At 65.9% G+C, this 26,212-nt stretch carries 22 protein-coding genes; 14 read left to right on the plus strand and 8 right to left on the minus strand.

The window, feature by feature from the left end:
* Window positions 1-135: 135 nt before the first annotated feature.
* The 4 genes from ppx to BO1_RS49275 all read left to right on the plus strand — a co-directional run bounded on the left by ppx (window position 136) and on the right by BO1_RS49275 (window position 6,149).
* Window positions 136-1,728: an exopolyphosphatase gene (gene ppx / locus BO1_RS01545; protein WP_043283500.1), complete on the plus strand. Its 1,593-nt coding sequence runs from the start codon at window positions 136-138 to the stop codon at window positions 1,726-1,728.
* Between the two features lie 305 nt (window positions 1,729-2,033).
* Window positions 2,034-3,260: an SfnB family sulfur acquisition oxidoreductase gene (locus tag BO1_RS01550; protein WP_043283501.1), complete on the plus strand. Its 1,227-nt coding sequence runs from the start codon at window positions 2,034-2,036 to the stop codon at window positions 3,258-3,260.
* A gap of 4 nt (window positions 3,261-3,264) precedes the next feature.
* Entirely contained in the window at window positions 3,265-4,626 is a 1,362-nt protein-coding gene (locus BO1_RS01555) for an LLM class flavin-dependent oxidoreductase (RefSeq protein ID WP_028216040.1), read from the plus strand.
* Between the two features lie 77 nt (window positions 4,627-4,703).
* A complete protein-coding gene (locus BO1_RS49275; protein ID WP_052409332.1) occupies window positions 4,704-6,149 on the plus strand; it encodes an APC family permease in 1,446 nt (481 codons plus the stop codon).
* Window positions 6,150-6,241: 92 nt separating this feature from the next.
* On the opposite strand, the gene BO1_RS01565 is transcribed toward BO1_RS49275, so the two are convergent.
* The 4 genes from BO1_RS01565 to BO1_RS01580 all read right to left on the minus strand — a co-directional run bounded on the left by BO1_RS01565 (window position 6,242) and on the right by BO1_RS01580 (window position 9,992).
* Window positions 6,242-7,060 (minus strand): GNAT family N-acetyltransferase, encoded by an 819-nt coding sequence (locus BO1_RS01565; protein WP_028216041.1) that lies wholly within the window; start codon window positions 7,058-7,060, stop codon window positions 6,242-6,244.
* Window positions 7,061-7,345: 285 nt separating this feature from the next.
* Window positions 7,346-7,810, minus strand: coding sequence for a phosphohistidine phosphatase SixA (gene sixA, locus BO1_RS01570; RefSeq protein ID WP_028216042.1), 465 nt, complete (start codon window positions 7,808-7,810; stop codon window positions 7,346-7,348).
* A 172-nt stretch (window positions 7,811-7,982) separates the two neighbouring features.
* Entirely contained in the window at window positions 7,983-8,546 is a 564-nt protein-coding gene (locus BO1_RS01575) for a nuclear transport factor 2 family protein (protein WP_028216043.1), read from the minus strand.
* A gap of 72 nt (window positions 8,547-8,618) precedes the next feature.
* A complete protein-coding gene (locus tag BO1_RS01580; protein ID WP_028216044.1) occupies window positions 8,619-9,992 on the minus strand; it encodes a DUF1329 domain-containing protein in 1,374 nt (457 codons plus the stop codon).
* Between the two features lie 188 nt (window positions 9,993-10,180).
* Between BO1_RS01580 and BO1_RS49280 the strand changes: the two genes are divergently transcribed.
* The 7 genes from BO1_RS49280 to BO1_RS01615 are packed head-to-tail and all read left to right on the plus strand — an operon-like array spanning window position 10,181 to window position 18,352.
* Window positions 10,181-11,266: a bifunctional MaoC family dehydratase N-terminal/OB-fold nucleic acid binding domain-containing protein gene (locus tag BO1_RS49280; protein WP_052409333.1), complete on the plus strand. Its 1,086-nt coding sequence runs from the start codon at window positions 10,181-10,183 to the stop codon at window positions 11,264-11,266.
* An 11-nt stretch (window positions 11,267-11,277) separates the two neighbouring features.
* Entirely contained in the window at window positions 11,278-12,414 is a 1,137-nt protein-coding gene (locus tag BO1_RS01590; RefSeq protein WP_028216045.1) for an acyl-CoA dehydrogenase family protein, read from the plus strand.
* Window positions 12,411-12,857 (plus strand): MaoC family dehydratase, encoded by a 447-nt coding sequence (locus BO1_RS01595; RefSeq protein WP_028216046.1) that lies wholly within the window; start codon window positions 12,411-12,413, stop codon window positions 12,855-12,857. Before BO1_RS01590 ends, BO1_RS01595 begins: the two co-directional genes overlap by 4 nt.
* Window positions 12,844-14,046 carry a lipid-transfer protein gene (locus tag BO1_RS01600; RefSeq protein ID WP_043283505.1) on the plus strand — a complete coding sequence of 401 codons (1,203 nt, stop codon included), beginning with the start codon at window positions 12,844-12,846 and terminating at the stop codon, window positions 14,044-14,046. The genes BO1_RS01595 and BO1_RS01600 overlap by 14 nt, the downstream gene beginning before the upstream one ends.
* A gap of 38 nt (window positions 14,047-14,084) precedes the next feature.
* Window positions 14,085-15,263: an acyl-CoA dehydrogenase family protein gene (locus BO1_RS01605; RefSeq protein WP_028216048.1), complete on the plus strand. Its 1,179-nt coding sequence runs from the start codon at window positions 14,085-14,087 to the stop codon at window positions 15,261-15,263.
* Between the two features lie 40 nt (window positions 15,264-15,303).
* A complete protein-coding gene (locus tag BO1_RS01610; protein WP_028216049.1) occupies window positions 15,304-17,154 on the plus strand; it encodes a long-chain-acyl-CoA synthetase in 1,851 nt (616 codons plus the stop codon).
* 34 nt (window positions 17,155-17,188) lie between these two features.
* Window positions 17,189-18,352 carry a helix-turn-helix transcriptional regulator gene (locus BO1_RS01615; protein WP_052409334.1) on the plus strand — a complete coding sequence of 388 codons (1,164 nt, stop codon included), beginning with the start codon at window positions 17,189-17,191 and terminating at the stop codon, window positions 18,350-18,352.
* A gap of 33 nt (window positions 18,353-18,385) precedes the next feature.
* On the opposite strand, the gene BO1_RS56160 is transcribed toward BO1_RS01615, so the two are convergent.
* Window positions 18,386-19,027, minus strand: coding sequence for a TetR/AcrR family transcriptional regulator (locus BO1_RS56160; protein WP_167338303.1), 642 nt, complete (start codon window positions 19,025-19,027; stop codon window positions 18,386-18,388).
* Between the two features lie 229 nt (window positions 19,028-19,256).
* Here BO1_RS56160 and BO1_RS49290 point away from each other — a divergent pair, with 229 nt between their 5' ends.
* From BO1_RS49290 to BO1_RS57025, 3 genes are all read left to right on the plus strand, one after another.
* Entirely contained in the window at window positions 19,257-20,381 is a 1,125-nt protein-coding gene (locus BO1_RS49290) for a Rieske 2Fe-2S domain-containing protein (protein WP_043283508.1), read from the plus strand.
* Between the two features lie 13 nt (window positions 20,382-20,394).
* Window positions 20,395-22,131, plus strand: coding sequence for an FAD-binding protein (locus BO1_RS49295; protein WP_043283510.1), 1,737 nt, complete (start codon window positions 20,395-20,397; stop codon window positions 22,129-22,131).
* Window positions 22,132-22,241: 110 nt separating this feature from the next.
* Window positions 22,242-23,732 carry an alcohol dehydrogenase catalytic domain-containing protein gene (locus BO1_RS57025; protein WP_052409336.1) on the plus strand — a complete coding sequence of 497 codons (1,491 nt, stop codon included), beginning with the start codon at window positions 22,242-22,244 and terminating at the stop codon, window positions 23,730-23,732.
* Between the two features lie 84 nt (window positions 23,733-23,816).
* On the opposite strand, the gene BO1_RS01640 is transcribed toward BO1_RS57025, so the two are convergent.
* From BO1_RS01640 to BO1_RS60095, 3 genes are all read right to left on the minus strand, one after another.
* Window positions 23,817-24,572, minus strand: a complete 756-nt coding sequence (locus BO1_RS01640; RefSeq protein ID WP_028216052.1) for an SDR family NAD(P)-dependent oxidoreductase — start codon at window positions 24,570-24,572, stop codon at window positions 23,817-23,819.
* A gap of 45 nt (window positions 24,573-24,617) precedes the next feature.
* On the minus strand, window positions 24,618-25,169 hold the full coding sequence (locus BO1_RS01645) for a VOC family protein (RefSeq protein ID WP_028216053.1): 552 nt from the start codon (window positions 25,167-25,169) through the stop codon (window positions 24,618-24,620).
* A 680-nt stretch (window positions 25,170-25,849) separates the two neighbouring features.
* Window positions 25,850-26,212 (minus strand): hypothetical protein (locus tag BO1_RS60095; RefSeq protein ID WP_028216054.1); only part of this gene is annotated, 363 nt, incomplete at its 5' end.

Raw genomic sequence — 26,212 nt, forward strand, 5'->3', positions numbered from 1 at the left:
GTCCCATTTTCACGTATTCGACACCTCGCGTGGGAAAGATGCAGGGTGGGTCAGGGCGTCCCCAGCGGGGGCTTGCCGCTCACACTGGCCGCAACCGACGCGAGGAGCGACATGGAGAAGTCGGGTACGCTTAAAATGGCATATTTGGACAGCGCGGCGGCCGCCCAGCGAGACCGGATGGCCGCGTTCGCACGCATGGAGCCTGCCCCCTCGATGGTCACCAATCCGCAACTGCTTGCCGCAGTCGATCTCGGTTCGAACAGCTTTCGTCTGATTGTCGGCCGGGTCGAAGAAACCGATGCCGGCAGCCAGATCTATCCTGTCGATGCCCTGCGCGAGCCCGTGCGCCTCGCCGCCGGCCTCTCGAAGGAGAAGATGCTCGACCGCGCCTCGCAGGTGCGCGGCTGGGACGCGCTCAAGCGCTTCGGCGAGCGCCTGCGCGATTTTCACCCCGATCACGTGCGCGCCGTGGCCACCAACACGCTGCGCGTGGCCAAGAACGCGCGCGAATTCCTCGTCGAGGCGGAAAAAGCGCTCGGCTTCCCGATTGAAGTGATCGCGGGCCGCGAAGAGGCGCGCCTGATCTACGCGGGCGCTGCCCATTCGGTGCCGGCGAGCGCGGGCAAGCGCTTCGTGGTGGACATCGGCGGCGGCTCGACCGAGTTCATCATCGGCGCGCACTACACGCCGATCCGCATGGAAAGCCTCTATATCGGCTGCGTGAGCCATAGCCGCCAGTTCTTCCCGGCCGGCAATGTCGACGAGTACACGATGCGCCAGGCGGAGCTGGCCGCCACGCGCGAGATCCAGATCATTTCCGCCGACTATCGCAAGACCGGCTGGGATCAGGCGATCGGCTCCTCGGGCACGGCGCGTGCGCTGGCCGAGCTCGTCGAGGCCAACGGCTTCAACGACCCGGGCATCACGCACGGCATTTCGCGCGGCGGCCTCGAGCGCCTGAAGCGCGCGCTCATCAAGGCCGAGAACGTCAACCGCCTGAAGCTCGTCGCGCTCAAGCCCGACCGCATCCCGGTGCTCGCGGGCGGCCTCTCGATCATGATTGCGGTGTTCGAAGAGCTCGGCATCGACTACGTCGACACCACCGACGGCGCGCTGCGCCTGGGCGTGCTGTACGACCTGCTCGGCCGCTCGCAGCACGAGGACATGCGCACCGTGACCGTGGAAGGCTTCATGCGCCGCTATGGCGTGGACCGCGCGCAGGCCGGGCGCATCGGCGAGCTGGCGGTGAGCTTCTACGACCAGTTCGAGGAGCCCGACGAAGAGCGTCGCGAGGAAAACCGCATGTTCCTCGGCTGGGCGGCGTCGCTGCACGAGATCGGGCTCTCGATTTCGCACAGCGCGTATCACAAGCACTCGGCCTATATCGCCAGCAACGCCGACATGCCCGGCTTCTCGCGCACCGACCAGGCGCGGCTCGCCGCGCTCGTGCTCGGCCACGTGGGCAAGCTCGGCAAGCTCTCGCAGACGCGCGACGTGGAATGGCCGCTGCTGTTCTGCCTGCGCCTCGCGGGCCTCCTGAGCCGCCGCCGCGCCGACATCGGCCTGCCGCAGATCAAGGTGGTGCAGGAAGGCAACGGCTACGAAGTGCTGCTGCCCAACGCGTGGGTGCAGAACAATCCGCTCACCGATTACAACCTCATTCAGGAAGCGGCCGAGTGGGGCAAGGTTGGGATTCCGTATCGCGTGGTCTATACCGACGAAGCGTGAGCACTGGCCTCACTCGGCCGGACGCGGCGTTGCTAAGCCTGCATCGTCCGGCCTGGCGGCTGCGCCCGACAAAAGTAAAACAAAACCGGCGCGCATCCGCAAAAAATAAATTTGCATAAGGATAGGAAGACTCGATGGTAGGGCTTGACGCCGCGGTTTTTTAAACTGGCGTCAGGCAACCATCGACGCACTGCTTTTCCAAAAAGGCCATCGTCTCGTAACCACTCCACGCATATGAAGTCCGATGGATTGCATATGTGCTCCCCATTTAATAAGCATTGCTAATAATTAATCGAAGAGCGCCTATGAGCACTGAGAATCTCGAACGTATTGAGTCCGCGGACGAGTTGCGGACCGTGCCGGTCATTGGCTCCGACGCCGAAGCCTTGAGCGTTGCCCGTGAAGTTGCCGTCAAGCTCAGGAACAACGCCGAGCTGCGCGATCGCGAGCGCATCCTGCCGCACGACGAAATCGAAATCTTTTCGTCGAGCGGGCTCTGGGCCATCACCGTGCCGAAGGCCTACGGCGGTGCCGAAGTCTCGAACGTGACGCTGGTCGAGGTCATTGCGATCGTGTCCGAAGCCGATCCGTCGATCGGGCAGATTCCGCAGAACCACTATTGCCTGATCGAAGATATCCGGCTCGAGGGGACCGAGGAGCAGAAGCGCTTTTTCTTCGACCTCGTGCTCAAGGGGGCGCGCTACGGCAACGCGTTTTCCGAGGCTGGCGGCAAGAACGTGCTCGACATCCAGACGCGGATCCGCCGCGACGGCGACAGCTTCGTTTTAAACGGCCGCAAGTTCTACTCGACCGGCACGGCCTTCGCGCACTGGATTCCGGTGCTCGCGCTCGACGAGCAGGATCAGGCCGTGCTCGCCTTCGTGGAGAAGGGCGCGCCTGGCCTCACCGTCGTCGACGACTGGAGCGGTTTCGGCCAGCGCACGACGGCGAGCGGCACCGTGATCGCCGAGAACGTACGCGTGCGTCCGTTCAATATTTTCCATACGCAGCGCTCGTACGACCGGCCGACCGTTGCCGGCCCGTTCGCGCAGATCACGACGGCGGCGATCGACCTCGGCATCGCGCGCGCCGCGTTCCAGGACACGATCGCGTTCGTGCAGCAGCAGGCGCGTCCATGGATCGACAGCGGCGTCGAGCGCGCGGCCCAGGACCCGCTCACGATCGTGCAGATCGGCGACATCGCCTGGCGCATTCGCGCGGCCGAGGCGCTACTCGAACGCTCGGGACGTTTCGTCGACCGCGCGCGCCGTGAGCCGACCGAGGACACCGTGGCGCAGGCGGCGATCGCCGTGGGCGAGGCGAAGATCGCGACGACCGAGATCGCGCTGCTCGCGGCGAGCAAGCTGTTCGAGCTGGGTGGCAGCAAGTCGACGCTGGCCAAATACAACTTCGACCGCCACTGGCGCAATGCGCGCGTGCACACGCTGCACGACCCGGTGCGCTGGAAGTATCACGCGATCGGCAACTACTACCTCAATGGCGTCAAGCCCGCGCGCCACTCGTGGAATTGACGCCATGAGCAAGGAGATCCGGCTCAACGCCTTCACGATCAACAGTCCGGGCCATTTGTCCCCGGGCCTGTGGCGGCATCCCGACGATCAGTCGCATCGCTACACCGACCTGCGCTACTGGATCGAGCTTGCCAGGACACTCGAGCGCGGCCTCTTCGATGGCCTGTTCATCGCCGACGTGCTGGGCGTCTACGACGTCTACGGGCAAAGCGCCGACGCCGCCCTGCGCAGCGCCGCCCAGGTGCCGATCAACGATCCGCTGCAGCTCGTTTCGGCGATGGCCGCGACGACGCAGCATCTCGGTTTCGGCGTGACGGCTTCGGTGTCGTTCGAGCATCCGTATCCGTTCGCGCGGCGCCTTTCGACGGCCGATCATCTGAGCGGCGGACGCATTGGCTGGAACGTCGTGACCTCGTATCTGGAGAGCGGCGCGCGCAATCTCGGCCAGGCGGCGCAACTGACACACGACAACCGCTACGAGCTGGCCGACGAGTATCTGGAGGTCTGCTACAAGCTCTGGGAGGGCAGCTGGGAGCAAGACGCGGTCAAGCGCGACACGGAACGCGGGATATATGTGAATCCGCAGCAGGTGCACGAGATCGGGCATCGCGGCAAGTTCTTCACGGTGCCCGGTTTCCATTTGAGCGAGCCTTCGCCGCAACGCACACCGGTGCTCTACCAGGCCGGCGCCTCGTCGCGCGGCAGGCAGTTTGCGGCGCGCCACGGCGAATGTGTGTTCGTCGCGGCGCCGACACGCGGCATCCTGCGCCGCCAGGTCGATGCGCTGCGCGCCGAAGTCGTGCGGCAGGGCCGCTCGGCCGGCGACATCCTGATCTTCAACCAGATCACCGTCGTGCTCGCGCAAAGCGACGCCGAAGCCCGCGCGAAATTCGACGACTACCGCCGTCATATCAGCCGCGACGGCTCGCTTGCGCTGATGTCGGGCTGGACCGGCATCGACCTGGCCCGCTTCGATCCCGAGCAGACGCTCGAGCATGTGGACAGCAACGCGATCCAGTCGGCTGTGGAGGCGTTCACGACGGCCGATCCGGGCCGCACCTGGACCGTCAACGAGATCGCCGATTACTGCGGCATCGGCGGCGATGGTCCGGTTTTCGTCGGCTCGCCCGGCACCGTGGCCGACGCGCTGCAGGCGTGGATCGACGAGACCGGCGCCGACGGATTCAACATCGGCGCGGTCGTCAATCCCGGCAGCTTTGCCGATATCGCCGAGCTGCTCGTCCCCGAACTTCAGCGCCGCGGCGTGTACAAGCGCGCGTATCGCGAGGGCACCCTGCGAGAGAAGCTGTTTGGCCAGCAGGCCGGACTCAAGGACTCGCATTACGGCACGCGCTTTCGCGTCTGAATTTTTCGTCCGAATTTTGCGTCTATACGGCGTCTCTGAACACCGACTCAACGTCACCCCGACAAGGAACAGCAATCATGACGCTTGAAGCAACGAACCTGTCCGCCGAGCTGGCGCCCGACGCTTCGCGGCCGCTCGGGTTGCGGCGCAACTATCTGAACCTGCCCGAGCTGATCGCACAGTCGATCGGTCTCGTCGGCGTATCGGGCGGCATTGGCGTGCTGATTCCCGCCGTCTACGCGACAGCCGGCAACGGCACCTGGCTCGCCTATCTATTCGCCATCGTGGCGCTCTTGTTCTCGTCGTGGAGCATCTCGATCTTCGCGCGCGATTCGGCCTCGCCGGGCGCCCTCTATGCCTATGTGTCGGCAGGCATCGGCCCGATCTGGGGCGCGATCTGCGGCTGGTCGCTGCTGATTGCCTATGCGGTGGCCGCAGCCGGCATCCTGCAGGGCACCATCAACACGTTCGTCGTGCTGGGGCGCGAAGTGGGGCTGTTCGGTGGCGCGGTGTCGCTCTCGTTGACGCTCGCGCTGACCGTCGTCACGGCGTTCGCTGCGTGGTACATCACGTTTCGCGACATCCGCCTGTCCACGCGCTTCACGCTGCTCGTCGAACTGGCGACGTTGTTGCTGATCGCCGTCGTCGTAGTGGGCACGATCGCGTTCGCCGGACACCCGGTCGACCGCGCGCAGATCACGCTCGAGGGCGTCAAGCCGAGCCAGTTGCAACTGGGCATGGTGCTCGCGTTCTTCAGCTTCACAGGCTTCGAAAGCGCGACCGTGCTCGGCGCCGAAGCGAAAAATCCGTTCAAGGCGATTCCGCGCGCCGTGCTGATCAGTGTGGTTGGCCCGGCGATCTTCTTCGTGATCGGCGCCTATGGGCTCGTCAGCGCGTTTCAGGGCCAGACGCCGACGCTCGATCACGTCGATGGCCCGCTCGCCGTGCTCGCGCATCGGCTCGGCGCGGGCTGGATCGGCGTGCTGATCGACCTTGGCGTGTCGCTGAGCTTCTTCGCCGCGTTCTTCTCGTCGATCAATGCGGCGGCGCGCATTATCTACACGTTCGGGCGTCAGGGCGTCCTGCACGCGTCGACGGGCCGTGCGCATCAGGTCAACGCCACGCCTCACGTCGCCGTCGCGCTGGTGGCGGCGCTCTCGCTCGCGACAGCGTTGATCTTCACTGCACGCGGCACGGCGCTGCTCGACTCATATGGCTACCTGAGCTCGATCGCGACCTACGGCTGGCTGCTCGCCTATGTGCTCGTCGCCATTGGCGCGCCGCTGTACCTGCGCCGCCAGGGAAAGCTCAAGGCCGTGCACGTGCTGGTCAGCATCGTGGCGGTCGTGCTGCTCGCGATCCCGCTCGCCGGCAGCGTCTATCCGGTGCCGGATGGTGTCTATGCGCGCCTGCCGTATGTATTTATCGCGCTGCTTGCGCTCGGGCTCGCCTGGTTTTTCGTGCTGCGCGTGCGTTACCCCGAACGCTTGCGTGAACTCGAAGACGATCTGCTGGCGAAGTAACGCTACGCTCGCAACGCCTTGCATAGGGTCGGTCAGGATGACTGACCGACCCTATGCCGATGTCTGCCTCGCTTCGGGCGTGTCCGCCAGGCTTAGCGTGCCGTGACCTCGCCGAGGAAGTGGCGCGCGTACCGCTCGTTGATGTCCGAAAGACGGAACAGCGTGAGGAAGTCGGCACAGTTGAAGTCGGGGTCCCAGGCCGGCGCGCCGCAGATCTTCGCGCCCAGCCGCAGATAGCCCTTGATGAGCGGCGGCGGCACGGCGGATGCGCCCGTGCGCAGCTCCTCGACGGGCAGCGGCGTATGCGGGAACGCGCGGTATTCGGGCGCCGTGAGCGCGTTCGCGCCGAGCGAGGCGTAGAGGTTCGCGGCGTAGTGGCCGCCGTCGACCATCGCGACGCTCGCGCAGCCGAGCATCGTCTCGTAGCCATTGTGCGTCATGTAGGCGCCCAGTCCGCCCCACAGCGACATGATGACCGAGCCGCTGCGGTAGTCGGGGTGCACGCAGGAGCGGCCCACCTCGACCATCTTGGGGCGCAGGTGCGCGAGGCGCGACAGGTCGAATTCGCTTTCGGCGTAGAGGCGGCCGATGCGCGCGGCCTGATGCGGCGGCAGCACACGGTAGGTGCCGACGACCTTGAGCGTGTCGAGGTCGCGCACGAGCAGGTGATCGCACCAGGTGTCGAAGGCGTCGACGTCGAGGCCCGCCGGGCCCGCGAGACGCGCGCCCATTTCCTCGGCGAACACGCGGTAGCGCAGGCGCTGCGCCTCGCGCAGCTCTTCGTCGCTGCGAGCCCAGGCCACTTGCAGCCGATGCTGCGCGGTGACCGTTTCTTCGGCGCGCGGCAGATGCCGGTTCGACTCGAAGAGACTCGAGGCGAATGGCAGGGAGGGCGTCGGCAGATCTCGCATGGGGCGTCCTGGTCGGAAGTAAGAGAACTTTTCCGGCAATTTAGTAATACGCGGTTACGTTTCCATGAAAACGCAATGACGATTCAATGACGCGCTGTAAGGCGGACGGAGGCGAGGGCGGCTCGGGAGGCGTGCGACGGCGGTTTGCGCCGCGCCGGGCCGTGCGTTGGCGGCGACGCGGCGGGAGCGTGAACGACTGCGGGATTGGGGGCGTTTATCGGCAAGTATCGGCGCAACGTACCGGCACCAGTTCGCCGATACGCGCCGATACGCGCCGATACGGCACTAGACGAGATCGGGCGTGATGGCGGCGAGCAGGACGGCTTCGCCATCGCCGTTGCGCTCGCGGCTCTTGATCCAGAAGACGCCGGCTTTCTTCACGGCCCAGCTGCGGCGGTCCTCTTCATTCGATAGCAGGCGCGCGGCCACTTCGCCAAGCGTCGGCTGATGGCCGACCACGAGCACCGTGGAAGCGATCCCTTCGGGCCAGCCGACCGCGGCGAGCACGTCTTCGACGCTCGCGTTGGGCGCGAGCTCGCGCACGACGCGGTACTGGTCGGTGAGCGCTTCGGCGGTCTGGATCGTGCGCGCCGCGGGGCTCGCGAGGATCACGGCGTCGTCGGGCAGGCGCGCGCGCAGCCAGCGCGCGACGTTCTGCGCCTGCTTGCGCCCGCGCGTGGTGAGCTGGCGGGCGAGATCGCTCGCGGCGATGTCTTCAGCTTCGGCGTGGCGCCAGAGGATCAGGTTCATTTGGCGTCTCTCCAGGGGGTAGGGCGGAATTTACTCATTGTAGGTTCCGCGTGGGGGCTGGAGGATGAGATTGGCCGTGATTGGCGCGCGCTTCAATGAAAAAGAGGTTACAAGCCATCGGCTCGTAACCCCTCGAATTTTGTGCGCCGCGATCGGTGCAGTTTCAGCTCAGTCAGATCCGGTCTGCTTTGGGCGTGAAAATATCTTCCTGCTGCACGGCTCGCGCAGCAATGCCTGCGAAGCCATCTCCGGCGACGTAGGAGTCTTCGCAGCGCACGAGCCCATCTGCGTCGAAACCCCAGACGATCATGAGTCGCGCCTCGAACAGATGATAAGGCGCATCGTCCGCAACCTCGTGGCCCATCGAGCGCAGCACCGCATTGGGATAGGCGATCCGCAGCGTGCCTTCGGTCGTGATGTTGTCGCGGTCGGCGACGATGCGATCGAGATCGTGCTCGATCTGGTGGCAATTCGCGGCCACCATCCCGCCGTAGTATTGCGCGACCGCTTCCCGCGATCGCGGGCTATTGGGCGCATCGGGTCCAGAGTTGAAGCTCGTATAGGCGGCGTGCGGCGACACCGTCGCCATCAGCGCGTCGAAATCGCCGAGCGCCTCCGCGCGCATGTGCTCGCGCATCGTTTTGAGGTTGCGTGTAGTCTGCGGGTCGTCGGCGTGCCGGGCGAGGCGGGCCTCTACTGCGCGAATCTGCTTGCGTGGGTCGATCTTGTAGGACATGGCAGGTTTCCTCGGTGTGCGTTCAAGGATGGGCGCCGCCCGATGTCAGGAGCGGCTCGAATTCCAGATGGATCAATTCCCCGCGCTGCGGATCGAATCGGGCGAGAAGTAGGCTTCGTCGAATTGCGGACTGTTGTTCAGCAGCGGAGCCGAGTTGCGGTTCGTCAGCCGGTCGGCCATGTACGCGCCCGATGTGAGGTCGTGGTAGAACGCGTCCGTCGTATAGAAGCGTTTCGCGTCGAACGCATAGACCGTCGCCTGCTGGTTCGTGCGCCACAGTTGCCCGCGCGCGTCGTAGTTGTCGGCCGCGACCGGGATCCACGTGTCCTCGTCGAGGTACAGCACGCGCTTCGCGTATTGATGGCGGCTGCCGGGCTTGAGCGTGGCCTCGAGCACCCAGACGCGGTGCAGTTCGTAGCGCATGTACTTCGGGTTCGGATGGCCCTTGCCCAGCAGGTCGTCGTACTTGATCGACGGATCCATCAGCCGGTAGTTGTCATAGGGGACGTAGCGCTCGGCCTTGCCCACGATCTTCCAGTCATATCGCGAGCCCGAGCCGTTGAACAGGCGGTCGTCGTCGACGGTGCGAAAGCCGCCGGGCCCCTGCGGCTGGTCGAAGCCGAATTCGGGCGCCTGCCTCACGCGCCGCGTGCCGGGGTTGTAGGTCCAGGTGCGGCGGGTGTCCGAGCCGGAATGGTCGAGGATCTCGTAGCCGACGTTACCGGTGCCGCGCTCGTTGAGCGGCAGTTCGACAAATTCGCGAAAGAAGCCCTTGTTGTTGAGTGCGTTCTTCACGTCGTACTTGCCGACTTCGCGCGGCGAATAGATGTCGTACTTGACGCGTCCCCAGGCGGTGTCGCCGTTCGGATAGACGACGGCCTGATCATATGTTGCGGACTCCGTACCAATCGACGACGACATGCGCAGGTTCCACAGCAACTGGAGGCCCGTTTGTGGCTTGGGGTAGGGCACCTGCGGTGGCGCGTTCGAGAGGCCGTTGCCGTCGCTCGTCATCTGCGTGTCGGGCGCATAGGTGGCGATGTCCTTGTAGACCGACTCGTCGTAGCGGAAGTCGCGGTGGCTCGGGTAGACCGCCATCTGGAACGTCGCCGGATAACGCTTGAAGAGCGCGATTTCCCCGTCGGTCAGGCGATTGCTGTAGGTCGCCATGTTCTCCGCCGTGATCACGAAGAGCGGCTTTTCGTCCGCGTACGGGTCCGGGTAGCGCCCGTTCGCCTTGACCTCGATGCCCGGCGGCGCGCCGAGCCATTTGCCGCTCCACGCGGGAATGGTGCCGTCCTTGTTGCCCGCGCGCTCCGCGCCCATCGGCGTGAGGGGGCCGTCCTGCGCGGCCGTGCCGCTTTCTCCGGCTTGCGTGATGGCGGGCGGCGTCGCGAGCGTCACCGCCGCGGCCAGACTGACTAACAGGGCTACACGTCTCGTCATCGCTTGTGTCTCCTATGTTGTTTGGCTATCGATACGGGCTTCCGGGCGCCGGGATTGCGGGCGCCGGGCGTCCGGTCGTGCAGGCCCATCGTAGGAGATCGCTTTTCGCTCGTGTTAGTCCTCGAGGACGATGTTGTGACGTCCTGCTGCTCGCAAGATGTGCGGCATGCAGCGCTTGGGAGGAGCGAGTGGGAGATCGACATCTGGAAGCCACGGCGGGCCCGCAGGCCCGCCCGCCGTTTGAGCCCGGCCGTTTCGTCGGCCGCCGCTACGGCCGCATCGACGGCTGGGACCCCGTCAACACGCCGATGATTCGCCATTGGTGCGAGGCGATGGGCGTGCGCAATCCGGTCTACACGGACGAGTCGTTTGCACGCGGCTCCGTCCATGCGGGGCTCGTTGCGCCGCCGACGATGCTGCAGGTCTGGCTGCTCGCCGGCCTGAACGGGGCGCTGCCGCCGGGCTCGGCCACCGAAAGCATCCGCGAGCTGATCGACGCGCTGGCCGGGGCCGGCTACCCGGCGATCGTCGCGGTCAATTCGGAGCAGCACTACGTGCGGTATCTGAGGCCGGGCGAGCGTATCCATCGCACGTCGGCGATCGAATCGATCCATGGGGAGAAGCGCACGGCGCTTGGCTGCGGATTCTTCGTGACCGAGCTGATTGAGTTCTACGACGGCGACGCACAACTGGTCGGGACGATGCGCTTTCGGCTGTTCGTCTACCGGCCGCATGCGACGGGCGGCGAGGCGCCGGGCGCGGCTGCTTCGGGCGCCGCTGCGTCGAGCGTCGCTGCGTCGGGCGTCGACACGTCGGGCGCGGCTGCTTCGGGTGCCGCTGCGTCGGCGCAAGCGTCGGCTGCTGCGACGCCACGCGCGTCAGTGCCGAAGCCGTCGATCAGCCAGGACACCGCGTTCTTCTGGGAAGGGCTCTCGCGCGGCGAGATCCTGATCCAGCAATGCGAGGCGTGCGATGCGCTGCGCCATCCGCCCGGCCCGGCCTGTCCTCATTGCCACTCGCTCGCATGGCGCACGGTGCGCGCGAGCGGCCTTGGCGCGGTGCATGCACTCGTGGTCGTGCATCACCCGAAGGTCGTGCCATTCGACGATGCCCGGCCGATCGCGCTGATCGAGCTCGACGAGGGCGTGCGCATCGTGGCGCGGCAGATGGGGGCGGACGGGCATGCGGCGCGGATCGGCGCGCGCGTGCGCGTCGAGTGCGTGGAGGTGGACGCGGACTTCTCGCTGCCGGCATTTCGCGTGATCGAATCATAAGGGGAGGCGGTATGGAATTCGGATTGAGCGACGAGCAGTCGGCGGTTCGCGATCTCGCGGACACGCTGTTCGGCGATTTCGGCGGCGACGAGCGCGCGGGCGCGTTCGATGCGGCCCAGTCGGCCGATGGCTACGATCGCGCGCTGTGGGGCAAGCTGATTCACACGGGGCTCGCGACGCTGACGCTGCCCGAGCGCGCCGGCGGCAGCGGCATGGGAATGCTCGAACTGACGCTCGTGCTCGAGCAGCAAGGCCGCCATCTCGCATCGGCACCGCTGTGGCAGCACCAGTTGGCGATGCTCGCGATTCATGCGTTCGGTGAACCGGGCGTGAGCGCTCGCGTGCTGCCCGGATTGCGCGGCGGCGATTGTCTCGCGACGGTGGACGCGAGCGTCGAAGGCAAGCCGTCTTTGCGCGCGGTTCTAGACGGCGACGCCTGGGTGCTGGACGGCAGTATCGGGCCGCTCGGTGCGATCGGCGCGGGCTCCGTCTCGACGAAATGGTTGGTGACGCCGGTGCAGACGGCCGGCGGCGCACGGCTCGCCATCGTCGATCTCGATGCGGGGGACATTGCGCGCGTCGAGGGTGTGTCGACGGATGGTGAAGCGCTCGCGACGTTCGCATTTGCCAATGTCCGTGTGCCGGCAGGGCAGATCGTCGGCGACGCCGCGGCGCTCGACTGGCTCAGGTGCCGCGCGATCGCCTGCGTCGCGGCGCTTCAGCTTGGCGTTGCGCAAGAGGCACTGCTGCGCACCGCGCAGTACGCGAGCGAGCGTACCCAGTTCGGGCGGCCGATCGGATCGTTCCAGGCCGTGGCGCTGCGCGCGGCGGACGGCTTCATCGACGTCGAGGTGTTGCGCACCGTGCTCTGGCAGCTCGCGTGGCGGCTCGATGCCGGGCTCGATGCGGGTGGTGAAACGTCAGGCGCCGCGCTAATGCTCAAGCAGCTCGCCTGCGACAGCGGCCACCGCGTCGCGCATACCGCGCAGCATCTGCATGGCGGCCTCGGCGCCGACCTCACGTATCCGCTGCACCGCTTCTATCTGCGCAGCCGCGCGCTCGAAATGACACTCGGCGGCGCGCGGGCCTCGGCCGCCGCGCTCGGCGCCTGGCTCGCAGCTAACCCCGACGCCGGAGTCGAATCATGAGCGGACCCGATACGAGACGCTTCGACGACGTGAGCGTCGGCGACGTGCTGCCGCCGCTCGAGATTCCCGTGACGACCACCGGCATCGTCGCGGCCGCGATCGCGACGCGCGACTACCAGAACGTCCACCACGACCCCGAGGCCGCGCGCCGGCTCGGCTCGCCCGACATCTTCATGAACATCCTGACCTCGAATGCGCTGGTCGAGCGCTACGTCGGCGAATGGGCGGGGCCGGAGGCGCTGCTGCGCTCGGTCAGCATCCGGCTCGGCGTGCCCAATTACCCGGGCATGACGATGGCGATGAACGGCCAGGTCAGCGCGCGCGCCGTGGACGGCGAGCGCTGGGTCGACATCGATGTCGTGGGCCGCAACGAGCGTGGCGATCATCTCACCGGCACGGTGCGTATCGAACTGGCAGGAGGCGCCGCGCATGCAGGCAGATAAGCACGCAGCCAAGCCGGCCCATAAGCTGAACGGCGTGGCCGCGATTGCGGGAATCGGCGCGACCGAGTTTTCGAAGGACTCCGGGCGCACCGAGATGCGGCTCGCGGTGGAGGCGACGCTCGCCGCGCTCGCCGACGCCGGGATCGATCCCGCCGACGTGGACGGCATGTGCACGTACACGATGGACAATAATCCGGAGATCGAACTATTCCGGCAGATCGGCGGCCGCGAGCTGAAGTTCTTCTCGCGCGTGCATTACGGCGGCGGCGCAGCGTGCGCGCCGGTGCTGCATGCGCTGCTGGCGATCGAGGCCGGCATCTGCGAGACCGTGGTGTGCTACCGGGCGATGAACGAGCGCTCGTGGTACCGGTTCGGCACGGGCGTGCAGGGGCTCCCGCAGGCGCCGACGTTCGAATCGACCCACTACGGCTGGTACGTGCCGCACGGCCTGATGACGCCTGCGTCGTGGGTCGCGATGAACGCGAGCCGCTACATGCACGAATACGGCGCGACGAGCGAGGACTTCGGGCGCGTGTCGGTTGCCGCGCGCGACTTTGCCTCGACCAATCCGCATGCGTTCTTTTATGGCAAGCCGATCACGCTCGAGGAGCATCAGCGCTCGCGCTATATCGCCGAGCCGCTGCGTCTGCTCGACTGCTGCCAGGAGAGCGACGGCGCGGTCGCGCTGGTCGTCACGTCGGCGCGGCGCGCGCGCGAGCTGAAACAGAAGCCCGCGATCGTGCGGGCGGCCGCGCAGGGCGCCTGCGCGGATCTGCAGATGATGACCGGCTACTACCGCGACAACATCGCGAGCCTGCCCGAGATGGATCTCGTCGCGCGGCAGCTCTATGCAATGAGCGGTCTCACGCCTGCCGAGATCCAGACCGCCGTGATCTACGACCATTTCACGCCGTTCGTGCTGCCGCAGCTCGAGGCGTTCGGCTTCTGCGCGCGCGGCGAGGCGAAGGATTTCCTGCGCGCCGGGCACCACGCGCGCGGCGGCCGGCTGCCGGTCAACACGCACGGCGGCCAGATTGGCGAGGCCTATATCCACGGGATGAACGGCATTGCTGAAGCCGTGCGGCAGGTGCGCGGCACGGCGGCCAATCAGGTGCCGGACGTCGAACACGTGCTCGTGACCGCCGGGACCGGCGTGCCGACGAGCGGCCTCATCCTGGGGGCGGACTGAGCCGTCCTGCGCCCAACCCGAATGGAGATGGAGACATCATGTTTGTCGATCTGACACCCGAGCAGCAGGCATTGCGGCGCGAGATACGCCGTTATTTCGCAGCACTGATGACCCCCGAATCGCGCGAAGCGACGCGCGGCGCGGAAAGCGGCGCCGAGTACCGGCGCCTCATCCGCCAGATGGGGCAGGACGGCTGGCTCGCCGTGGGCTGGCCGAAGCAATATGGCGGGCACGGCTGGTCGGCCGTCGAGCAGCTGATCTTCTTCGAGGAGGCGCAGCTGGCCGAGGCGCCGCTGCCGTTCGTCACGCTGAACACGGTGGGCCCCGCGCTGATGGAAATTGGCTCGGACGCGCACAAGGCGCGGTTCCTGCCGAAGATCGCGGCGGGCGAGCTGCACGTCGCGATGGGCTACACGGAGCCCGGCGCGGGCACCGATCTCGCGGCGCTGCAGTGCGCGGCCGTGCGCGACGGCGATCATTTCGTCATCAACGGCAGCAAGCTCTTCACGAGCGGCGCGGAGGGCGCCGACTATATCTGGCTCGCGGCGCGCACCGACCCTGACGCGCCGAAGCACAAGGGCATCTCGATCTTCATGGTCGACACGCGCGAGCCGGGCTTCTCGTACACGCCGATCCACACGGTCGGCAACGTGCGGACCAACGCGACGTACTACGACGGCGTGCGCGTTCCAGCCGACATGATGATCGGTGAGCTCAACGGCGGCTGGCGGGCGATCACCGCGCAGCTCAATCACGAACGGGTCGGCCTCGCGGCACTCGGCGTGCGCGGGCTCGGCCTGTTGCGCCGCGTCCTCGCGTGGGCGCGCGAGCCCGTGCCCGGCGAGGACGGGCGGCGCCCGATCGACGAGCCGTGGATTGGCGCAACGCTCGCCGAGGTCTATGCGCGCGTCGGCGCGATGCGGCTGATGAACTACCGGATGGCGTGGGAGGTCGGGCAGGGCCGCATGAACCCGGCGCTCGCGTCGGCGGCGAAGGTTTACGGCGCGGAGTCGATGATCGAGATATGCCGGCGCCTGGGCGAGGTGGTCGGCACGGCCGGACTCGTGCGGCGGGGCAGCCCCGTGGCGGCGCTCGCGGGCGATCTCGAGGAGGAATACCGCAAATGCCAGATCAACACGTTCGGCGGGGGCGTGACCGAGGTGCTGCGCGAGCTGGTCGCGCAGTTCGGGCTCGGGCTGCCGCGCACGGTTCGCTGAGCCGTGCACGGCGCGGCCGTCGCGCGACGCGCGAGCCGGCATTCAATCAGACGAGGATGACAAGGATAACGAGGAGACAGCTTCGACCATGATCCCAACCCGCGAAGAAACGCAGCGCAAGCTTGATCGTTGCGCGGCCGCCGGCCAGGCGCACAAGCCAGGTCAGCCGTACACGATCGCCGACCGGCTGGAGGCGCGCGCAGCGGAGCGTCCGCACGCGCCGTATCTCCACTACCAGGGCGCGACGCTGACTTACGGCGAGGTCAATGCCCGCGCGAACCGGGTCGCGCACGCGGTGCGCTCGCTCGGGCTGCGCCGCGGCGAGGTGTGCGCCCTGATGATGGAGAACCGGCCCGACTACTTCAGCGTCTGGTTCGGTCTCGTGAAGCTCGGCGTGACGGTCGCGCAGATCAATACGCAGATCCGCGGCGCGAGCCTGCGCCACGCGCTGCAGGCGGCCGGCGCGAAGGTCTGCATCGCGGGCGAGGAGTGTCTCGCCAACTTCGACACCACCGACGCGCGCGAAGCGCTGCCCATCTGGTCGTGGCGCGACGAGGCGATTGCGGCGGCCGACGTCGCGCGCGACGCTTGCGCGCTCGACCTGTCGATGCTCGCGGCGCGCAGTGCCGACGACAACCTGCCGCCCGACTGGCGCGCGGGCATCGTCGCCAGCGACCGCGCGTTGCTCGTCTACACCTCGGGCACGACCGGGCTGCCGAAGGCGAGCGTGACGAGCCACATGCGCTGGCTGATGTCGGGCGACGTGATGCGCGTGGCCGCGGACATCTCGGGCGACGACGTCTTCTACTGCTTCCTGCCACTCTTTCACGGCGCGGCCGGCATGTCGCTCGCCTCGACCGCGCTTGCCGCAGGCGCGAGCATCGTGCTGCGGCGCCGCTTCAGCTCGAGCGAATTCTGGAACGACGTGCGCCGCTACCGGGTCACCGTGTGCCAGTACATCGGCGAAATCTGCCGCTATCTGCTCAATGTGCCCGCGCGGCCGGACGACCGCGATCACACGCTGCGCAAGATGATCGGCGCGGGTCTGGGCGCCGACATCTGGGAGACCTTCCGCGCGCGCTTCGGCATCGAGCGCATCATCGAGGGCTGGGGCTCGACCGAGGCCAACACGGCGCTCAGCAATCTCGACAATCGTCCGGGCTCGTGCGGACGGGTGCCGTTCTGGGAGAAGACCAATCTGCGCATCGTCCGATACGATCCCGAGACCGACAAGCATCCGCGCGACGCCGCCGGTTGGCTGATTCCCTGCGAGCCGGGCGAAGCAGGCGAGGTGATCGGCATGGTCATCGATCACCCCGAGATCGGCGGGGGCCGCTTCGAGGGCTATACCGACGCCGATGCGACGCGCCATAAGGTGATGCGTGACGTGTTCCGCACGGGCGATGCATGGTGGCGCTCGGGTGACCTGCTGCGCTACGACGCCGATGGCTATTTCTATTTCGTCGACCGGATCGGCGACACGTTCCGCTGGAAGAGCGAGAACGTGTCGACGCTGGAGGTCACGCATGCGCTCAGCGATTTCGCCGGGCTCGAGATCGTCAATATCTACGGCGTGAGCGTGCCGGGCCAGGAAGGGCGCGCGGGCATGGCCGCACTGTCGATGAAGCCGGGCGTTGAGTTCGATGCGCAGGCGTTCTACGGGCTCGCGCAGTCGCGGCTGCCTGCCTATGCGATGCCGCTCTTCGTGCGGCTCTCGGGCGGCGCGGACCTGACGGCCAGCTTCAAGTTGCGCAAGGTCGATCTGCAACGCGAAGGCTACGACCCGGCGCGCTTTGACGATCCGTTGTTCATCCGGCACGATGAAGCGCGCACCTACGCGCCGTATTCGGCCGAGCTGCTGGCGCGGCTGAACTTGCCGCCATCGGCGTGATCAGCGCGATCAGCGAGAGATAAGGGAGACGCCGTTGGACAGACCGAACATTTCGCTGGACGCGCCGGGGGCGCCAGGTACACCCCGCGCGCAGGACGCGCTGATCGACCTGATTGGCCTCATCTACGAGGGGGCGCTCGAGAACCCGCGCTGGAAGAGCGCGCTCGAGCGCATGCACGCGTTGCTGGGCGCGAACTACGTGACGCTGATCCTGAGGCCGCCCACGCGCGAGCGCCATATGCTGGCCGTCTTCATTGGCGGCAAGATCAAGCGGTATAGGCTCACCGCGTACGACACGCACTATCACGCGCTCGATCCGTTCGTCGGTCTGCCGTCTGATCGCGTGGTGTCGCTCGATGAGATCGTGCCGACCTCGCACTGGGTCCAGACGCCGTACTACCGCGATTTCATGGAGGCCGTGGGCATCTACTACATGCTGGGCGCCGACATCAAGACGGCGCATGGCGGCGAGTGCTGGCTGCGCGTCTGCCGGCCGCCGAATGCCGAGCCGTTCTCGCGGGAGGACAAGGCGCTGTGCAACGCGCTGATCCCGCACATCCGGCGCGCGATGCAGATCCATGAACGCATCGACACGCTCGAATCGGAGCGCAAGCTCTATGCGGGCACGATCGACCACATGAAGATTGGCTCGGTGCTGCTCGACGTGCGCGGCAACATCGTCGAGATGAACGGCGCGGCGCGGGAACTGCTCGAACGCGAGGACGGCCTGCAGGTGCGCCGCCAGATGCTCAGCGCGAGCGCGACGCGCGACAACCGCGAGTTGCAGCAGACGATCCGCGACGTGCTCGAGCGGCGCGCGGCCGGCAGTCCTTCGCTGGTGCGGGCGGTGTCGATCTCGCGGCCGTCCGGCAAGCGCAACCTGGGCGTGGTCGTGCGCGAGGTGCCGCCGGGCGAATGGTCCGATGGCGTGCGCGGGCCCGCCGCCGTCGTGTTCCTGCGCGATCCGTCGACCGAGACGAATACGCGCTCCGACATGATTCAGCGCCTCTTTAACCTGACCGTGTCGGAGGCCGAGCTCACCTTGCAACTGATGCACGGGATGTCGATCGACGAGGCCGGCGAGGCGATGGGCATACGCCGCAACACGGTGCGCTCGCATCTGCGCTCGATCTTCTCGAAGCTCGGCATTACGCGCCAGTCGGAGTTGCTGCTGCTCGTGTTTCGCAGCTTGCTTTAGGGCCTGTTGCCGGTGTGAACAGGCCCTCGCGCATCACGCCGCTTTTGCCTTCCGTTTGGGCGCGGCCGGCGGGGCAGCCGGCTCGCGGCCGAAGGTCCAGAGCATGCGCATCTGCGCGCGCAGCGCGGGCTCTTCCACGGGGACCAGACAATACGCGAGCCCGATACGGCTGATCAGCGCGATGATGTCGGCGAGCGGCGGGACCTGCGGACCGCGCACGGCGACGTACTGGCGGTAGGGCTTCTCCAGCACGCGCTGCCACATGGGCGCGATGTCCTCGACGATGTAGCCGAACACCTCCGTCGACACGCTCTTGGCCAGGTAGTTGTGGTGAAAGCCGCCGTGATGGCGGTCCCGGTATCGCACCGCAAAGCACACGCAGGCTTCGCAGTAGGCCTCGAAGTCGTCTTCGAGGTCAGCCAGGCTGCGCTGCATCTCTTCGAAGAACGCGCCGTTCTCGACGCTGATCACCCCCTGGATCAGTTCCTTCCTGGTGCCGAAATAGCGGTAGAGCGTGCGGCGCGAGATGTTCGCGCGCCGCGCGACGTCGTCGATCGAGAAGCCGTCGACGCCCTGTTCGATCATCGCATCGAGGGCCACGCGCAGGATCACGCTGCGCGCGTCGTTCGCGCTATCCATTCTGCTGGCGTCACCCCAGCGCAATTGCCGATCCATATCCCTTCCTGTCCTGATCCATCGATTGAACCCCTTGCGGGGCAATTTTCTCACGGGATGGCACAGAAATGGAATTTGTGCCATCATGCGTCACAAATAACGATTTTTGTGACATAGCATCGAAGCCAGGCCACCGGTCGCATCCGGTCGGTGGCGGCTGGCGCTTTCGCGGGCAGCGCCCGGCAATCAGGATGCCGAATCTTGCCCGCACCCACTCGAGGAGACACTCATGGCCGATTCCACCGTGCTCGATGGCAAGCACGCCATTCACAAGATTCACGCCGCGCCCATCGAGGAGCGCTATGCGCGCGGCTGGCACTGTCTGGGCCTCGCCGACGATTACCGGGACGGCAAAGCTCACGGGCTGTCGATCTTCGGCACGCGCGTGGTCGTGTTCCAGGGCGAGGACGGGCAGTTGCGCGTGCTCGACGGCTATTGCCCACACATGGGCGCCGACCTCGGCCAGGGGCGTATCGAGGGCGACACGGTGGTGTGCCCGTTCCATGGCTGGCAGTGGGCCTCGGACGGCAAGTGCGCGGCCATCCCGTATTCGCAGCGCATCCCGCCGAAGGCGCGCATCAAGTCCTGGCCGGTGATGGAGCAGAACCGGCTGCTGTTCGTCTGGAACGACCCGGAAGGGAACGCGCCCGATCCCGCGGTGGAGATCCCGAAGATCAACGCGTGCTTCTCCGATGCCTGGAGCGACTGGGCGATCGTCAAATGGGTGATCAACACGAACTGCCGCGAGCTGATCGACAACCAGTCGGACATGGCGCACTTCGGGCCGGTCCATGGCGCGCCAATCGACTATTTCTGCAATACGTTCACGGGTCACGTGGCGTATCAGAAGTTGCGCGGAGGCAGCCCGCGGCTTGCGGGCGACGGCGGCTTGACGGCCGATTCCGCCTACTTCGGTCCGGCCTACCACGTCACGCTGATGACCGGGGAGGCGCAGGGGCAAGCGATCAAATCGATTCTGCTCAACAGCCACGTGCCGATCGACACGAACAGCTTCGAGCTGCGCTTCGGCGTGATGGTCGAGAAGAACCCGGCGCTGACCGACGAGCAGAACCGCGCGATGGTGGAAGGCTACGTGCAGGCCGCGCAAGCCGCCTTTCGCGAGGACGTGGCGCTCTGGGACACCAAGACACGCGTCGACAATCCGCTGCTGTGCGAAGGCGACGGTCCGATCTATCGCCTGCGCGAGTGGTACCGGCAGTTCTATACCGACGTGGCCGCGCTGCCCGCGCAGCAAGCGGTAGTCGAGGTGCACGAGTACCGCCGCGAGGACGCGGGCTGGCGCAAGCGACCCGACGTGCCGGCCGAGGCCGTGAGCCGTCTTTCCACGATCTGAGGCGAGGACCATCATGCACGACGATCGACTTGATCCGCTCACGGATGCCACCTGCGACGTGGTGGTGGTCGGCTCCGGCGCGGGCGCGATGACGGCGGCCCTGCGTGCGCACGATCAGGGCCTGTCGGTCCTCGTCGTCGAGAAGAGCGCCGTGTACGGCGGCACGACGGCGGTCTCCGGGGGCGGCATCTGGATTCCCTGCAACGACCAGATCGCCGCGCTCGGCGGCAGCGATTCGTACGACGAAGCAATCACCTATCTGCGCGACGTCGTGGGCGAGGACTTCGACCCGAAGCGTATCGACGCGTATCTCGAGAACGGGCCGAAGATGGTCGGCTGGCTCGCGAAGCACGCGCAGACGCACTTCCACGCGGTGCCGCGCTATCCCGACTACTACCCGGACCGCAAGGGCGGCAAGCCCGGCTACCGGACGATGGAGCCGGCGGCCTTCGACGCCGCGCGCCTGGGCGAGCACTTCGACGAGCTGCGCGCGCCGTCGCCGGCTACGCTGATTGGCGGCCGCATAGCGATGACGCAGATCGAAGCGCACACGATCCTCGCCAAGGAGCGCGGCTGGCTGCGCCTGACTGCATGGCTGATGCTGCGCTACGCGACCGACTTCCGCTGGCGCCGCCGCACCTCGCGCGACCGCCGCCTCACGCTCGGCAATGCGCTCGTCGCAAGCCTGCGGGCCGCGCTCGCGCAGCGCGGCATCGAGCTCTGGCTCGGCACGCCGATGCGCTCGCTGCACGTGGACGGCACGCGCGTGGACGGCGTGATCGTGGAGCGCGAGGGCCGCCCATTCGGCATTCGCGCCACGCGCGGCGTGATCCTCGCATGCGGCGGCTTCGAAGCGAATCAGGCGATGCGCGAGCAGTATCTGCCCAAACCCACGCGCGCCGAGTGGAGCGCCGCGCCGCCGATCAACACCGGCGATGGCATCCGCGCCGGCCTCGCGCTGGGCGCCGACACCGCGTTGATGGATTTCGTCTGGGGCGTGCCGACCGTGCGCGTGCCGGGGGAGGAGAAGCAGCGCGCGCTGTTCGTCGAGCGCTCGGCGCCGCGCTGCGTGATGGTCAACCAGCTGGGGCGGCGCTTCATCAACGAATCGGCGCCTTACCCAGACGTCATTCACGCGATGTACGCGGACCATGCGCGCACCCAGGCGAACGTGCCCGCGTGGCTGATCTTCGATGCCGAGTACCGCAAGCGCTATCCATGCGGCGTGCTGCTGCCCGGCAGCGTGCAGCCGGACAGCAAGATCCCGGCCGGCTGGCTCGACAACGTCATCTATCGCGCCGACACGCTGGACGAACTGGCCGCGAAGATCGGCGTCGATGCCGGGGGCCTCGCGCAGACCGTCGTGCAGATGAACGGCTACGCGGCGAGCGGCGTCGACACCGAATTCGGCAAGGGCAGCAATGTGTTCGACCGCTACTACGGCGACTCGTCGTGCAAACCCAATCCGTGCCTTGGGCCGATCGAGCGCGCGCCGTTCTACGCGCTGCGTCTGGACCCGGGCGAGATCGGCACGAAAGGGGGGCTGCGCACCGATGCCCAGGCGCGCGTGCTGCGGCCCGACGGCTCGGTGATCGACGGCCTCTATGCGCTCGGCAACACGACTGCCGCAGTGATGGGCAAGACTTATCCGGGCCCCGGTTCGACGATTGGACCGGCCATGACGTTCGGCTATGTTGCGGCCAATCACATCGCGGCCACGCGCGTTGAGGCTGAAGCCGTCAGTTCTTGAGCAGGACTGTGTCGGGCGTTGCGATAGCGGAGTGGCTTTGAGCATCGCCCGGCACTTGAATCGGAGGGGACGCATTCATGGGGGAAGCCGAAACCCAACAAGGAATTGCGATGGATACTGGCTGGCTCGGACCGATCCGGCAAATCAGCTTTGCGACCAGCAATCTCGACCAACTCGTGAGCTTCTGGGAAACGCAGGTTGGCGTCGGGCCGTGGAGCATTTTTCGCGGGCTCACGCTCAACATGACGTATGAGGGACGGCCCATCTCGCTGCCGGTGCATGTCGCGCTGAGCATGCATGGTGAGACGCTGATCGAATTGATTCAGGTGTCGGGCGATGGGCCATCGCCGTTTCACGACTCGCTCAACCGGCCGGTCATCGGGCTGCAGCGGCTGGCGGCGATGAGCCGCGACATGCACCGCGACGTTCGCGTGGCGTGCGAGAGAGGGATGGAGCATTGCGCCGAAGGACGCGACGCCACGGGACAACGCTACAGCTATTTCCGCTGCGCGGCGGCGCCCGGCATTCTGCTCGAACTGCTCGAAGCGACACCGGGCTTTGACGATTTCGTCGGCGTGCTGGAGGCGCGTGCACGCAGCTATGGCGCAACTTGGGTCGCGGGCGGCACGGGCGATGTGCGCAAGGCCATGCTCACGACGACGGTGGAGCGGAGCGGCACGATGCGCGCGATCCAGTTGACCGGCTATGGCGGGGTCGATCGTTTCGTTATGCAAACGGTTGCCGAGCCGCACCCTGGACCAGGAGAAATCCGCGTGCGTGTTGCGGGCGCAGCGGTCAATCCGGTCGACGTGAAGGCGCGCAACGGATGGCTCGATGCGTGGATGCCGCTCACGTTTCCGGCGCGCCTGGGCGGCGACGTCGCGGGCATCGTGGACGCCGTGGGTGAGGGCGTGACCGCATTTCGCCCTGGCGACAGGGTCATGGGCATGGTGAATCCGCTCAGTGACGGCGCGTATGCGGAGAAGATCGTCTTCGACGCCAGCCGGTTCGTGCACGTGCCCGATGGCCTGGATTTGGTCGAGGCGTCAGCCATGCCGACTGGCGGACTGACCGGGACGCAACTGATCGAAGCCGGGATTCGTCCGGCGCGGGGCGCAAAGGGACTCGTGATTGGCGCGGGCGGCTCGACGGGGCGCGCGGCAGTGATCGCGGCGCTCGATGCGGGCGCGCAGGTATATGCGGGCGTGCGTGCAACGAGTCGTGACGCGGTGGCTGATTTGCCCGTCGCGGGTGTCATCGATATCGCCGATGAAGCCGCATTGGCCGCGGCGGGACCATTCGATTTTCTCGCCGATACGGTAGGCGGGACGGTTGCCGAAGCGCTTTTTGCTTATGTGAAGTCGAACGGCGTTGTTGGCTCCAGTGCGTTTCCGCCGCCTGTGCCGCCGGCCAATTCGACGCAACGGTTCGTTTCGCTGGTCGTGAGCTTCGATGGGCCGCGTCTCGCGCGTTTTGCGCGTGAGAGACTTCAACGGTTCCCCATGCCTGTCGCGCACAAGTTGCCGCTTGCCGAAGCCGGGCGTGCACACACGTTGATGGAGCAGGGCGGTGTTGGCGGGAAGATCGTGCTGGTGCCTTGAGTTTGTCCACCGCGGTTCGTCCACCGCGTTGGCCGCGACGCGCTCAGCCCAGCATTGCCGGCCTGAGCGCGATAGCGGCGACGATCAGTGGAAGGTCTTGCCGGCCAGCAAGCCGCCATCGACGATGAACTCCGAGCCCGTGCAGTAGGAGGACGCGTCGGAGGCGAGGAACAGCGCGAGATCGGCCACTTCCTCGGGACGGCCGATACGCGCGATCGGCAGCGAGTTGTAGATCGCGGACGGTTCGAAGTCGGCGTATTCGGGCGGCCGGGCCATCGCGGTATCGATGCCGCCCGGGTGGATCGAATTGACGCGAATGCCAAGGTGGCCCAACTCGAGCGCCGCAGACTTGGTCATGCCTCGAACGGCGAACTTGCTGGACGTGTAGGCCGTGCCGCCCGCGATGCCTTCCATGCCAGCCGTGGATGAAACGTTCACGATCGAGCCGCGGCCCGCCTTCTTCATGGACGGCAGCACGGACTTCATGCCAAGCCAGCAGCCCACCTGATTCACGTTGATGACCTTCAGGTAATCGTCGAGCGAGCACGATTCCAGCGGCGCGAGCTTGAGGATGCCGGCGTTGTTGACCAGCACGTCGATGTTGCCGAAATGTTTTTCGGCGACTTGCACGGCAGCTTCCCATTGTTCCGGGCGTGTGACGTCCAGGTGCTGGAAGATCGCGGAGCCTTGCAGCTCGCTGGCCAGACGCTCGCCGTCGGCATCCAGCACGTCGGCAATTACCACGCGTGCGCCTTCGGCCGCGAACAATCGGGCTTCCGCCGCACCCTGGCCGCGTGCGCCGCCGGTGATCAATGCCACTTTGCCTTCCAGACGCTTCATTTCGATGTCTCCTGTTGTGAAATGTGTTGTGTTTTCGATGGGGTGTCAGGGGTGCTTGGCGCTCGTGGTGTCGCTCATTGCATCGATTACGTGGATCGGATTGGCGCCGTCCCAGTCGCGCGCGGCGGCGATGCCTTGCTGGATCAGTTCGCGCATCCCGGCGCCCTGGATGACCTCATAGCGGACACCGGGTTCGGACGCGTCTTCGAAATACGCGACTCGCGTTGCCGGGTTGCTTGCTTCGAACACCATCTGTAGACCGTCGGCGGTCATGCGTTCGATCGCGGCATCGATGTCGTCGACCACCCAGGCTACGTGGTGCATGCCGAGGATCGGTTGGCCGTGGGCGTCACGGTAGGGGGAGGCGCTGTTGTTGGTGGCCTGGATCAGCTCGATCTGGGTTTGGCCTTGATATGCGAGGCCTACGTTCATCGTGACTGTGACGGGTTGGTTCAGGTAATGCCCTTGCAGGGCGACATTGCGGAAGACCATCCAGGGGCCTACGCCAAGCTGCGTCAGCCAACGTTCGATGCTCTGGTCGAGGTCGCTAACCAGATAGCCGATCTGGTCGATCGTGCCAAAGCGTGCTTTTTTCATTTCGTCTCGCCCATGGTGCTATGTCGCAAAATTTGAATTTGTGCCGTAATGATGGCACAGATTTGTGGGTTTGTGACGTTGGGGGTGGGCTCTTATTGTCGGCCATGGTGAACCTGGCGATATGGCTGCCCAGAAGGGCGTCCTTGCGCCGAGGCGATTTGCACGGCCAGTGGTTAGAGGTCGAGTGGTCTGGGTTTCATGTGGACGGGTATCGATTGCGACGGCGCGGGCGTCGATAACGTCCAGGAAGACAGGGGTAGTTGGAGAGGGCTTGGGCTTCGTGCGCAAATGAAGCGCTCGAATCGAGTTGAAGAATCGTGTATTTGCCTGTTGGCTGCAGGTGGGCAAGCCCCAAAAGTAATCGTTGAACTCGATGCGCAAAAAGAAAAGGGGTTACAAGCCAACGACTTGTAACCCCCTTCAATTCCTAATCGGAGCGATGGGATTCGAGTCTGATAAAGATACTTATAAATCAATAACTTGTTGAATATGTGCAAACCGTGGTTACGGGCTTGTGTATCTAGACGGTTATGGAGTGGCGTTGTCCTGGCTGTGCCGTAGCTAACGTGGTTAAACCCCAATGGGAAGGATAACTTGGGAGAAGCAAGCAAGGCGGCCATAGTGCTTAAACGGAGATCTAAGCCGGGTCGCCGTGTGCTGCCGTAACGAACAAGCTTGGCTCATCTCAACTCGCTATCGATTCGATAGGCGTATTTGTATGGGCTGGTTGGTTTGCGTGCGGACCTTAATCCATAGTCGGCTTTGATTTCCAGCGTACTGACTAGGCCAGCCCCAGCCGCTACGGCGGTCGCCGCTGTCAAGCCGTAGGGCTCGCCAAGCTTCCACCCGCCCGCTACGGCCGGTAACAATTTAATGGGACTCAGGCTGAATGTTGCCTTGAGGTTAGACAAATAGACTGGAAATTGCCACTCCTTGCCGAGTGCTAGCAAATTTGCACATGCCTTATCCACTTCTGCTATGTGGTTTTCGATGGCCGCGATTTTGTCTGCTGACTTTTCTACATCAAATGCAAACGCATCTAG

This window comes from Paraburkholderia oxyphila NBRC 105797, from assembly GCF_000685075.1.
GTDB lineage: Bacteria > Pseudomonadota > Gammaproteobacteria > Burkholderiales > Burkholderiaceae > Paraburkholderia > Paraburkholderia oxyphila.